This window comes from Pelagovum sp. HNIBRBA483, from assembly GCF_040931995.1.
GTDB lineage: Bacteria > Pseudomonadota > Alphaproteobacteria > Rhodobacterales > Rhodobacteraceae > JAEPMR01.
Window position 1 is genome coordinate 2,693,962 of the sequence record NZ_CP162412.1, and the last position, 12,644, is coordinate 2,706,605.

9 protein-coding genes and 1 tRNA gene are annotated in these 12,644 nt (G+C 60.7%); 4 read left to right on the top strand and 6 right to left on the bottom strand.

Translation table 11 applies throughout. From position 1 onward, the window contains the following. Positions 1–7 precede the first annotated feature (7 nt). On the bottom strand, positions 8–1,012 hold the full coding sequence (iolG, locus tag AB1E42_RS13170) for an inositol 2-dehydrogenase (protein WP_368344692.1): 1,005 nt from the start codon (positions 1,010–1,012) through the stop codon (positions 8–10). Between the two features lie 186 nt (positions 1,013–1,198). Here iolG and AB1E42_RS13175 point away from each other — a divergent pair, with 186 nt between their 5' ends. Continuing rightward, positions 1,199–2,914: an ABC transporter substrate-binding protein gene (locus AB1E42_RS13175; protein WP_368344693.1), complete on the top strand. Its 1,716-nt coding sequence runs from the start codon at positions 1,199–1,201 to the stop codon at positions 2,912–2,914. Positions 2,915–2,995: 81 nt separating this feature from the next. On the opposite strand, the gene AB1E42_RS13180 is transcribed toward AB1E42_RS13175, so the two are convergent. Then, positions 2,996–4,372: an alpha-glucosidase/alpha-galactosidase gene (locus AB1E42_RS13180; protein WP_368344694.1), complete on the bottom strand. Its 1,377-nt coding sequence runs from the start codon at positions 4,370–4,372 to the stop codon at positions 2,996–2,998. Between the two features lie 31 nt (positions 4,373–4,403). Further along, positions 4,404–4,574: a hypothetical protein gene (locus AB1E42_RS13185; protein WP_368344695.1), complete on the bottom strand. Its 171-nt coding sequence runs from the start codon at positions 4,572–4,574 to the stop codon at positions 4,404–4,406. Positions 4,575–4,720: 146 nt separating this feature from the next. Between AB1E42_RS13185 and AB1E42_RS13190 the strand changes: the two genes are divergently transcribed. Further along, positions 4,721–5,644, top strand: coding sequence for a helix-turn-helix domain-containing protein (locus AB1E42_RS13190; protein ID WP_368344696.1), 924 nt, complete (start codon positions 4,721–4,723; stop codon positions 5,642–5,644). A 110-nt stretch (positions 5,645–5,754) separates the two neighbouring features. On the opposite strand, the gene AB1E42_RS13195 is transcribed toward AB1E42_RS13190, so the two are convergent. The 3 genes from AB1E42_RS13195 to AB1E42_RS13205 all read right to left on the bottom strand — a co-directional run bounded on the left by AB1E42_RS13195 (position 5,755) and on the right by AB1E42_RS13205 (position 7,708). Further along, positions 5,755–5,844, bottom strand: a tRNA-Ser gene (locus tag AB1E42_RS13195). Between the two features lie 101 nt (positions 5,845–5,945). Continuing rightward, positions 5,946–6,593 (bottom strand): aminotransferase class IV family protein, encoded by a 648-nt coding sequence (locus AB1E42_RS13200; RefSeq protein ID WP_368344697.1) that lies wholly within the window; start codon positions 6,591–6,593, stop codon positions 5,946–5,948. Then, positions 6,548–7,708, bottom strand: a complete 1,161-nt coding sequence (locus AB1E42_RS13205; protein WP_368344698.1) for an aminodeoxychorismate synthase component I — start codon at positions 7,706–7,708, stop codon at positions 6,548–6,550. The genes AB1E42_RS13200 and AB1E42_RS13205 overlap by 46 nt, the downstream gene beginning before the upstream one ends. A 160-nt stretch (positions 7,709–7,868) precedes the next feature. On the opposite strand from AB1E42_RS13205, the gene AB1E42_RS13210 reads away from it, so the two are divergent. Next, positions 7,869–9,167 (top strand): glycosyltransferase 87 family protein, encoded by a 1,299-nt coding sequence (locus AB1E42_RS13210; protein WP_368344699.1) that lies wholly within the window; start codon positions 7,869–7,871, stop codon positions 9,165–9,167. A gap of 123 nt (positions 9,168–9,290) precedes the next feature. Then, positions 9,291–12,626 (top strand): carbamoyl-phosphate synthase large subunit, encoded by a 3,336-nt coding sequence (gene carB / locus AB1E42_RS13215; protein ID WP_368344700.1) that lies wholly within the window; start codon positions 9,291–9,293, stop codon positions 12,624–12,626. Positions 12,627–12,644: the final 18 nt, after the last annotated feature.

The window sequence follows — 12,644 nt, forward strand, 5'->3', positions numbered from 1 at the left end:
ACTCTCCTCAGTCATAGCGCACCGTCACGGGGCGGTTTTCACGGAACGATGTGATTGCCGCTTCTGAAAGGAGCAACGCACGGCGGCCGTCCTCAAAACTGACGCTCGGGGCGCGTTTAGCCCTTAACGATTCTATGAAGTCGCGGATTTCGCCCTCGTAGGCGGCGCGATAGCGCTCGATGAAGAAATACAGCAATTCATCGCGGCGTTGGGTGCCCGCGCCGGAGTAACGGGATACCTCCGTCGGGCGCAGGTTGTTCGACCGCACCATCCCCTCACCGCCAAAAGCCTCGACCCGCTGGTCATAGCCATAATTCGTGCGGCGCGAGTTATTGATGTGAACCAGAGCGCCAGATTCCGCCCGCATCACGATCATCGCGGTATCGACATCGTTCAGTTCAGCAAAGATCGGATCCACCCGATTTGCCGCCATCGCATAAACCTCGACAGGCTCCTCGCCCAAAACGTAACGCGCCATGTCAAAATCGTGGATCGTCGTATCCCTGAACAAACCTCCGCACGCCTCTAGGATCGGGCGGGGCGGCGGCGGGCCAGGGTCGCGGCTGGTGATCACCAGCAGTTCAAGCGGGCCAATCTCCCCCCGCGCCACGGCCTCGGCAACGGCGCGGTGGCTGGGGTCGAAACGGCGGTTGAAGCCGAGTTGCAACGGCACATCGAATGCGCGCAGCTTTTCGCGGCAATCCTCGACCTTGGAGATATCAACATCAATCGGCTTCTCGCACAGGATCGGCTTGCCCGCTTCTGCAGATTTCAAGATCAGCTCGACATGCGTATTGGTCGGCGAGGCGATCAGAACCGCATCAACGTCATCAGCGGCCAGAATGCTGTCCACGTCCGTCGAAGCGCGGGCGCCGACCTTCTCCGCGGTGATACCGGCACGGTCCGCATCCACATCGTAGCACCATGTCACCTCCGCATCAGGCTGCTGCGAAATGATCTCGGCGTGCATCTCCCCGATACGGCCAGTTCCAAGGACAGCAAATCGCGTCACGCTCCATCTCCCCATGTGATCTTGTTTCGAGGATCAGGTTAACTCGTCTCTGCCAACCGGACTCAGGTGCATTCTGTCCACTCTGGAATAGATAAAATTCCATCTTGGAATTTTTCTGTATTCCCACAGGCTGTCGGACCCCGTTGAATAAAGGGGTAAGAATGAAAGCGCGAAAGCCAGCTCCAGATGAAACATCGCCCCCCTACAGAAATGTCGGAACTGGAACTCCAGCGGTTCGTCGATTTCTTCGCGCAATACGTCTCAGAAACCGAAACAGCGCTGGGGCTTCAGAACGGACTCAGGGAGATTCGCGTGGCGCTTCCCCTGCTCAAGGGGCACTTCGAAGGCCGCTACGAAACGCCCTCTTCGCTGATCGACAGGTCCGGCCTGCCGCGTGGCACGGGGCATCGGACAATCGAGACAATGGTCGATCAAGGCCTGATCCTAAAGCGCCAGCGCACCAAAACCGGCAAGACATTCACCCTGCACCCCAGCGCCCAAATGCTGCAACAATGGCTCGACTATGCGCGCCGGATCAAATCGCTGGTCGGCTCGGTTTTCGGGCTCTCAAGCGGGCAAGACTACTTCTTTGGGGCTTCTTATCTGTCGAATGCCGTCATCTCCCCGCTCGAAGTGATGGGCGAGACGCTCAAGCTCAGGGGTGATCTGCGGGTTCTCCTCCACGCCGACCCCGCCTTCATGGCAATGCAACGCGTGCGCAAACAGTTCGAGGTCCATTTTGGAACGGACATCAACGTCCGCGCCCTCAGCATTGACCGGCTCCGTCAGGAAATTCTGTCCAACACGGAACTACAGCATTCCAAATACGATATCGTCACCTGTGATCTTTGCTGGATGCCCGAAATGATCGAACGTGGCGTCTTGCGCCCCATCGGGCGGCTTGATGACGCTGACTTTCCTGACCTTCAGGACTTCCACCCCGAAGCACTCTCCACCGCCGTCGCCGGAAACGAGCTGTTTGGCCTACCCGTCCAAACCACGCCGGAGCTGTTGATATACCGAAAGGACATCTTCGAGACGCAGAACCTAACCCCGCCGGAAACGCTCGATGACATGCTGTCCGTCGCCCAGCAGTTGCACAACACCGAGCCTGACATGGCCGGTATCTGCTGGAACGGCGCACACGGGACGCCAGTTGGCACGACATTCATGATGTTGATGGCCGACTTTGGCCAACCCGTGCTCGATCTCCCACCCCGCGGCGGCGGTTTCGCCAACCGTCCGCGCCTCCCCGAACAAAACCGCCCGCTGCTCAACAGCCCCGAAGCAATTGAGGCAGCCGAATACCTACTGGAACTGCGCCGATACTCGCCCGATACCGTGCTGCAAATGTCATGGTATGAACGCGCCCTGTGCTATGCCGAAGGGCGTGCTGCGATGGCCTATTGCTACACGCAAATCTCGCAGCTTTATGAAAGCGACGACCAATCGCCCGCCTACCGGCAAACCGGCTATACGCTCCACCCCAACAAACACGCCGATCAGCGGATCGCGCCGCTCGGCGGCTGGATGCTCTGCGCGCCCGTAAACCTCCCCGATGCACGGCTGGACGAGGTACGCCGTGCGATCTCGGGCCTCAGTTCACCGCAGGCAACCAAGCTCTACATTCAAAACGGCAGCATGGTCAGCTCGCGCTTCAGCGTTTGCAATGACCCTTCCGTCGCGCATGAACATCCAACGATCCCGATCGTTGACCGCATGGCGCGGTCGGGAAAGCTGCAAATGTGGCCCCGCCCCGCAGTGCCCGAGCTGAACCGGATCGTGACGATTCTGGGGGACGAAATCCACACAATGCTCCTGCGGAACAAGCGCCCGAAGGAAGCACTGCGCGATGCCCAAGCCAAGATCGACAAGCTGATGCGCGAGGAAGGTCATTACTGACCAACAAGCCAGCGCGGCGGCGTCAGATCACACCGCTTCGGCGAGCAAACACCCGCGCGGCAACCGAACGCCCTGCTTCGGTTACGCAACCCTCAGCTTTTTCGCGCCGGACAGCCAGCCAGGGAGCCAGTCTCCATGCTTCACGATCAGCTCGTCGACCATTTCCCAAATCTGGTCGAGATCCAGCTCCGCGCCCGTATGCGGGTCCATCATCGCGGCATGATAGATATGCTCGCGGTTCTCAGTCAGGAGCGCCTCTACGACCAACTCCTGCACGTTGATGTTCGACCGCATGATTGCTGCCAACTGCGGCGGCAGGTTTTCAACGCGGGTCGGCTGGATGCCGTTACGATCAACAAGGATCGGCACCTCCACCGCGCAGCCTTCCGGCAGTGCAGGAATATAGCCCTTGTTGGCGATGTTGCCGTAGATCACGCTCGGCGTGCCGGTCCAAACCGAGTTGATGATTTCGGACGCATTTTCGACCGAGTTCGGCACCTCGATCTTGTCTGCCGCGCGATATTCCTGAAGCTTGGTTTTCCAGTCAGCAATCTGTTCAACACAGCGCTTCGGATATTCGTCCAGCGGAATGCCAAACCGTTCGATCAAGTCGGGGCGGTCGCGCTTGATAAACCACGGCACATATTCGGCAAAATGCTCCGAGCTTTCAGTGGCAAAATAGCCAACACGCTTCATCATCTCGTAGCGAACCTTGTTAGGGCAGCGCGGGTTCCAGCTTGATTCAGGCCGCGGATAGGTGCCATCGGCATAGCCTTTGTGCAGCGCGGGATAGAGGTCGCGGTAACTGCCATCCTCCATGATCTCCTCGAACTTGAGGAAATAGGCAACGTGATTGATCCCCGCCGAAAGGTAGCGGATCTTCTCGACCGGAATTTGCAGGTCGCTTGCCAGTTCCGCCGCCGTGTGCTGCACCGAGTGGCACAGGCCCACTTGCTTGATTTTGGGATATTTCGCGGCAATCGCCCATGTGTTGATCGCCATCGGGTTGACGTATTGCAGCATCAGCGCCTCTGGGCAGACGTCCATCATGTCCTTGCAGATCGACCACAAATGCGGCACGGTCCGCAGCCCCCGCATGATGCCACCGATGCCGAGCGTGTCAGCAATCGTCTGGCGCAAACCAAACTGCTTCGGCACCTCGAAATCTGTGACAGTGCAAGGCTCAAACCCGCCGATCTGGAATGCCACAACCACAAAATCAGCGCCCTCAAGCGCCTCGCGCTGATTGGTATGAATCGAATGCGTCGCCTGAGCACCGACCGAAGAAACGAGCTTTTCAAAGACGATCTCGCTCTCTTTCAGCCGCTGTTCGTTGATGTCCATCAGCGCCACATGCGCTCCCGCCAGCGCGGGCCGCTGCAACACATCACCGATAATGTTCTTCATGAAAACCGTCGAACCGGCGCCAATGAAGGTAATTTTTGGATTGGCTTGCATGATTAATCCTCTTGCAGAACAGACACCGCGATTAAGCGGCTAAAACATTGAACGCAGCATCGACGAGACGCTGATTATACTCGGTTTTCGGGTCTTGCAGGACCACATCGATCAGCCCAGCCTCAGTAATATGGCCGTTTTCCATCACGATCATACCGACTGGCGCCATCAGTCGCCTGAGCAGGCGTTTTTCGATTGTCATGGAAAGCCCTCACTTATGACTGGGTACCCTTCTAGGGGATTCGTGACGGCAAGCTTCCGGTTTTCCCCTGAAGATTTCCGGAAACCGATTGCGAAATTCATTCTACCATTTATGGAATGGAACGACCCAGCATCGAGTAACCGATCATGCCCAGCAAACCACAAGACGCAGCAGATCTTATCCCGTTCTCCGAACAGGTGGATCAAACACGGGTTCCGGCTACCAACGATTTTATCATCGAACGGCATGTGCCCGCTCTCTTCGACACGCCCTACCATCACCACACGTCGGTCGAAGTGAATTTCCTACAAGGCTGCGAAATGACCTATTCGTTTTCCGGTGCTCCGGCGCGGCTATTGGGAAACCGGATCACTGTCTTCTGGGGCGCAGCGCCGCATCGGGTGACAAACGTCACCGGGGTTGGCCAGATCACCAACATTTACCTCTCGCTTGGGCAATTCGTCCGTTGGGGTCTCCCAACCGAACTGGTGGACGCCGTTCTTTCCGGCGCGGTCATCTCCTCGGCTGAGGTGGACGACATGGATGTTATGCTCTTCGACCGCCTGCTTGATGAGGGAAACAAGAAGTCAGCCGCATGGCGCCGCCTCCATATGTCCGAAATCGAAGGCCGCCTGCGCCGCCTCGCTTTGGAAGGCTGGACAACCCTCCTGACCGCCCGCAGCACCCCTCTCGAAATGGAACTCACATCCCACGCGATGATGCATGTCGAGTCCATGCTGCGCTTCATCGCTGACAATTTCACCATTCCGATCAATGTCGAGGATATCGCGAAAGCGGCCAATCTCTCCGCCGCGCGCGCGGGCTACCTGTTCCGGCAGGTGATGGGTATCAGCATCAAGCAACAACTCATGCGCGCGCGTCTGTCCCATGCGCGCATGCTGCTGACAGAGACCAACCTCAAGGTTTCCACCGTCGCCCTCGACAGCGGCTTTGCCTCGCTCTCGGCCTTCTATGAGGCGTTCTCCAAAGCGAACAACATGTCCCCCGCGCAATACCGCAACAGCGCCAAACGCTCCAATCCCTTCATCGCCGAGCACAGCAAGCTGTAAGCATCGCCAAGCGCAGGATGCGCGCTCGCCGCGAATAGATCCATCATTGCTTGTCTAGCAACTAGGAGCGGCACGCACTCACAAAATCTACGGCAATCAATTGAGGGTAATGGCGGAGACGATGGGATTCGAACCCACGAGACGGTTTCCCGCCTACTCCCTTAGCAGGGGAGCGCCTTCGACCACTCGGCCACGTCTCCGCCGGCGTGTCTATGTTCCGCTCACGGGGAAAACAAGAGGGAAATTGCCGCTTTTTCGATTCTCGATAGCCGCCGCCAAACCACCACTGGTTTCCGGCCCCCTAGCGGGGCGGGCACCACTGCGCTGGGATCAATCCCCGCAGGCTGTTGCCGACCCAGATCGCCCGCGCGGCGTCGAGATCCGCACAACACAGCGGCGCTTCCTCCCAGCCATCTTGCAGCAGCGCCTCGCGCAGCACGCCAGGCAGCACACCGCTGTAAAGCGGCGGCGTCACCCGCTGTCCGTCAGCCCGCTCGACAAAAAGGTTGGTGATCGTGCCCTCGCACAGCTCGTCGCGTTCATTGAGGAACAACACCTCGTCCACCCCGTCCGGCAAATCCGCCCGCACCTGATCGTAAAGCTGCCTTTGCGTCGATTTCACCTGCAACCACGGGTCATCGGAGGCAAGCCGCTGCGCGGCCAAGCCAACACGCCATTGTTGCGGAGATTCGCCCGCTGGCGCGGTGGTCAACGCCACTTGCCCTTGGGCATCCAGCGTCAGGCGACAGCGCAGCGCACCCCCACCCGCAATCGCCGCAACCGCGCGATCAATCTTTGCTTCCGGCGCGGGGAAGCCAAGCCGCGCGGCAGCCGCCAGCAAGCGGGCGCGGTGGCGCGGCCAGCGTGGCGCGCCCCCCTCCGGACGCCAGCCAAAGGTTTCGATCAGCTGGGTTCCGTCAGGAACGCTTGCACGAAACGGCTCTTCCACAGCGCCTCCTCATATTCCGATTGCGCGGTGCTGTCCCACACGACGCCCCCGCCCACATTCAGCACGCCACGGCCGTCGTCCTCAAGCATCAATGTCCGGATCGCAACGTTGAAATCCGCCCGCCCGTCCGGTGCCGCCCAGCCGATGCTGCCGCAATAAGCCTCGCGCGGGAAGGGCTCCAGATCGCGCAGAATCTCCATCGCGCGCAGCTTCGGCGCGCCAGTGATCGAACCACAGGGATAGAGCGCCGCAAAAATCTCGGCGAGCTGCGCATCGGGGCGCAGTTGCGCGGTGATCCGGCTGATCATCTGATGAACGGTGCGGTAGCTCTCTACATGAAAGAGCGCCGGCACCGCGACGCTGCCCGCCTTCGCCACGCGGCTCAGATCATTGCGCAGCAGATCGACGATCATCAGGTTCTCGGCGCGGTTCTTCTCATCAAAGCGCAGCCACGCGCGGTTTGCCTCATCCTCTTGCGGGGTCGCACCGCGCGGCATCGTGCCCTTCATCGGGCGGGTTTCGATCTGCCCGCCCTCATCAACACAGAAGAACAGCTCCGGCGACCGGCATAGGAGGTCCGGCAAATCCGGCTGGGTGATCAAAGCGCCGTGGCCAACGGGCTGATGCGTCGCCAACGCAGCATAGACCTCAGCCGCGCTGCCCGAGAGGCGCAGATCAATCGGAAAGGTCAGATTGGCCTGATAGATATCGCCCGCGCCAATGTAATCCCGCACGCAATTGAACGTCGCCCCATAACGGGCCGCATCCCAGCGCGGCGTCGCCTCCAACAAGGCAACAGGCTGTTCCGGCGCAGCAACGGGCGGAGCGGAACGTGGGCCATCATAAACCCCAAACCGCAACAGCGGCAGGCGGCGGTCCTGCGGCATCCGGTCTGCAAGCTTCGGCTCCAACGCATAGCCCAGCTCATAACTTGCAAATCCCGCAAGCCACTTCCCTTCGGCCCGCGCAACATCAAGCGCGGTCAGAGCATCCGGCACATCGGCGGGTTCATAAGCCTCGATCAGCCGTGACGGTGCATCAAAAACAACCGGCGCCGCGCCGCGCGTGCGGGCGGCGGGCCTGATCCCCGGTCCTTGATCGAAGCGAATCCTCATCGGTTTACCCCACCGTCACTGATGGCGATGAAATAGGCCGCTTCATCGCGAAACGACAGAAGAATTCCGGCATTTCACCGATTTCCCCGCCATCATCCACGTTGCCTTTACGCGCCTTGCGTGTAACCTGCCTTAAAAGTGCAAGCGAAGGCAGCAGCAGATGGCAGACATCACAGGCCAGAGACGGCGCGACAGCCGCCTGCTTCTTCTGCTTGTTGCCCTCACCGCATATTCAGTCTTGTTGCTGGCCGCCAAGACCTCTGCTGATCTGATGGCGTCATGGCTGGCGGGGCACTTTCACGCGATTGGCGCGATGGATCAGATCTACCCGCCCGACACCGATATTTTCACCATGCATCCGCCGTCCGACTGGGGGCCACTCCTCGCCGCGCGTGGCTATGAGGGCGCGGTGTTCCCATTCATCTACCCGCCGTTTTGGGTGGTTCTCCTGTCATGGATTACGCCGTTTACCACGCCTGAAGGGATGATTTGGCTCGCTTCGCTGCTCAATCCGGCGCTTATGTTCGGCATGGTGATGCTGGCTCTGCGCCTAACGAACCTGCCTGCGGAGCAGCGGTTCCTTGCCGCGGTCACAGCCCTGATTGTGTTGTTCTTCTCGGTGGGCGGCACCATCGCCCTGATCCAGAACCAGCCACAAATCCTCGTCTCGTTCCTGATCGTGCTGGCCATCGAACGGGACCGCGCCAACCGGCCACTGGCGGCAGGCACCGCACTGGCTTTTGCCGCCGCGCTAAAACTCTACCCCATCCTCTTCATCGCGCTCTGGGCCGCCGCTGGGCGCTGGCGCTCTGTCCGCTGGGCGCTCGTGGTCGGTGGCGGCCTTGGCCTTGCCTCGCTGCTGCTGGCCGGATGGCCACTCCACGCCAGCTTCCTGCAACAAACCCTGCTGATCAGCCGCACGGCGATGATGACACCGCTCAACTACGGCCTCGACTCGCTGATTGGCAATCTCGCCTTTGGCAGCAGCGCGATTCCTATCGAGCAATACACAATAGGCAGCACCAACGGCGTCGATATCGGCTGGCAAATCCTGCCAAAACCCCTCTGGTGGCGGCTCGCCTCGGTCGGGCTGTTGCTCGCAACGGTCGCTCTCCCCGCTTGGCGCATCGCGCAAGGCAAGGCCGACGCGCGATTCCTCTGGCCACTGACAATCGCCGCCATTGCCTTTTTCAGCCCGTTGAGTTGGACCTACTATTATCTGCCGCTCCTCGCCTTCACACCGCTCCTGTTCGAGAAAATCCCGCCAAGGCGCCTGCTCCTCGCGCTCAGCCCGCTGCTCGTGACCTATCTCGTCACCCTGATCCATAGCATCGGCTCGCTCAGCGACAATCCGTTGATTCACGGCCTCTTTTTGACCCTGATGACCAACCCCTATGCAGGGGTGATCACTATGGCTTGGCTCTTCGCCCTCTTCGTGTACGCTGCCCGCAAAACCTGATCGCCTCTTCTTTTTGCGGATTCTATGCTAAGGGCCTCTTGCGCCCCGCGTTCCCATCCCTATAACGCACGACAATTTGGGCACCGGTGGGTGCCGCAAACCCGAACATTAGAGGTCAGCGCCATGCCGAAGAGAACCGACATCCAGTCGATCATGATCATCGGAGCGGGGCCCATTGTCATCGGGCAAGCCTGCGAATTCGATTACTCCGGCGCACAAGCCTGTAAGGCACTGCGCGAAGAAGGCTACCGTGTCATTCTGGTGAACTCGAACCCCGCCACGATCATGACCGATCCGGGCCTTGCCGATGCGACATATATCGAGCCGATCACACCCGAGGTCGTCGCCAAGATCATCGAGAAAGAGCGCCCCGACGCGCTGCTGCCCACAATGGGCGGTCAGACCGGCCTCAACACCTCTCTGGCGCTGGCCGATATGGGCGTGTTGGAGAAATTCAACGTCCAGCTCATCGGCGCCAACCGCGAAGCCATCGAAATGGCCGAAGACCGCAAACTCTTCCGCGAAGCGATGGACCGCATCGGGCTGGAAAACCCCCGCGCCACCATCGTCACCGCTCCGAAGAAGGCCAACGGCAACCATGATCTCGATGCAGGCATCGCCCTCGCGCTCGACGCGCTCGAGGATATCGGCCTGCCCGCCATCATCCGTCCTGCCTACACACTAGGCGGCACCGGCGGCGGCGTTGCTTATAACCGCGAGGAATACATCCACTACTGCCGCTCCGGCATGGATGCCTCCCCCGTCGGCCAGATCCTCGTCGATGAATCGCTCTTGGGCTGGAAAGAATACGAAATGGAAGTCGTCCGCGACAAAGCGGATAACGCCATCATCGTCTGCTCCATCGAAAACGTCGATCCGATGGGCGTGCATACCGGCGACTCGATCACCGTCGCCCCCGCCCTGACCCTGACCGACAAAGAATACCAGATCATGCGCAACGGCTCGATTGCCGTTCTGCGCGAGATCGGCGTCGAAACCGGCGGCTCCAACGTGCAATGGGCGATCAACCCCGCCGATGGCCGTATGGTCGTGATCGAGATGAACCCCCGCGTCAGCCGCTCCTCCGCTCTGGCCTCCAAGGCCACCGGCTTCCCGATTGCCAAAATCGCCGCGAAGCTGGCCGTCGGCTACACGCTCGATGAGCTGGACAACGACATCACCAAGGTGACGCCCGCCTCCTTCGAGCCGACCATCGATTACGTTGTCACAAAGATCCCGCGTTTCGCTTTCGAGAAGTTCCCCGGCTCCGAGCCCTACCTCACCACGGCAATGAAATCCGTGGGCGAGGCGATGTCCATCGGCCGCACCTTCCACGAGTCGGTGCAAAAGGCGCTCGCTTCGATGGAAACCGGCCTCACCGGCTTTGACGAGGTCGAGATCCCCGGCGCGCCGGACAAAGCCGCCATCGTCAAGGCGCTCTCCGTCGCCACCCCCGACCGCCTGCGCACCATCGCGCAAGCCATGCGCCACGGCCTGACCGATGAGGAAATCATCGCCGTCACTGCTTTTGATCCGTGGTTCCTCGCCCGCATCCGCGAGATCATCGACGCCGAAGCCAACATTCGCAAAAACGGCCTCCCCGTCACCGAGGCCGAGCTGCGCGCACTCAAAATGCTGGGCTTCACCGATGCCCGCCTTGCCACCCTCACCGGCCGCAGCGAGGACAACGTCCGCCGCGCCCGCCAGAACCTCGGCGTCACCGCCGTGTTCAAGCGGATCGACACCTGCGCCGCCGAGTTCGAAGCGCAAACCCCCTATATGTATTCCACCTACGAAGCCCCCGCGATGGGCGATGTGGAATGCGAAGCCCGCCCCTCTGACCGCAAGAAGGTCGTGATCCTCGGTGGCGGCCCGAACCGCATCGGTCAGGGCATCGAGTTCGATTATTGCTGCTGTCACGCCTGTTTCGCGCTCACCGATCAGGGCTACGAGACGATCATGGTCAACTGTAACCCTGAAACCGTGTCGACCGACTATGACACCTCCGACCGCCTCTATTTCGAGCCGCTCACCTTCGAACATGTGATGGAAATCCTCCGCGTCGAGCAAGAGAACGGCACGCTGCACGGCGTCATCGTCCAGTTCGGCGGCCAGACCCCGCTCAAGCTCGCCAACGCTCTCGATGCGGCTGGCATCCCGATCCTCGGCACCTCGCCCGACGCGATCGACCTCGCAGAAGACCGCGAGCGCTTCCAGGATCTCGTCAACCGCCTGAACCTGAAGCAGCCGCATAACGGCATCGCCTCGACCGACCAACAGGCGCTCGATATCGCCGATTCCATCGGCTTCCCGCTGGTGATCCGCCCGTCCTACGTCTTGGGGGGCCGCGCGATGGAAATCGTCCGCGATATGGACCACCTCAAGCGCTACATCAAAGAGGCCGTGGTCGTCTCCGGTGATAGCCCCGTGCTGCTTGACAGCTACCTCTCCGGCGCCGTTGAGGTTGACGTTGACGCGCTCTGCGATGGCAAGAACGTCCATGTTGCAGGCATCATGCAGCATATCGAAGAGGCCGGCGTCCACTCCGGCGATAGCGCCTGCTGCCTGCCGCCGCATTCCCTGCCCGCCGACATCATCACCGAAATCCGCCGCCAGACCGAAGCCCTCGCGCTGGCGCTCGAGGTCAAAGGCCTGATGAACGTGCAATTCGCGGTGAAGGACGGCGATGTGTACCTGATCGAAGTCAACCCCCGCGCCTCGCGCACCGTGCCCTTCGTGGCAAAGGCCACCGACAGCGCCATCGCCTCCATCGCGGCACGCCTGATGGCTGGTGAGCCGCTCTCCAACTTCCCGCTGCGCCCCGCCTACCCCGAGGCCGATGACCCGATGGACGTGCTGCCGCTCGGCAACCCGTTCACGCTGGCCGATCCCAATACGCCTTGGTTCTCGGTGAAAGAGGCCGTCATGCCCTTCGCCCGCTTCCCCGGTGTCGATACGATCCTCGGGCCGGAAATGCGCTCCACAGGCGAGGTCATGGGCTGGGCTCGTAACTTCGCCCGCGCCTTCCTCAAAGCACAGCTCGGCGCTGGTACCAACCTGCCGACCGAAGGCACGGTGTTCTTCTCCATCAAGGACGCCGACAAAGGCACCGATATGCTCGAAGCCGCAGGTATCGTCCGCGAACTGGGCATGAAGATCGTCGCCACGCGCGGCACCGCTGGCTGGCTGACCGAAAACGGCATCACCTGCGAGATCGTGAACAAGGTCTACGAAGGCGGCCGCACCGTGGTGGATTGCCTGAAGGATGGCGAAGTGCAGCTGGTGTTCAACTCGACCGAGGGCGCACAAGCCGTCGAAGACAGCCGCGATATCCGCTCCGTGGCGCTCTACGACAAGATCCCCTACTTCACCACCGCCGCCGCCAGCCAAGCCGCCGCGCTGGCCATGAAAGCCCGCGCCGAAGGCGAGATCCGCGTCCGCAGCTTGCAAGGCTCGTAAGGCTCAAAGCCGCGACAG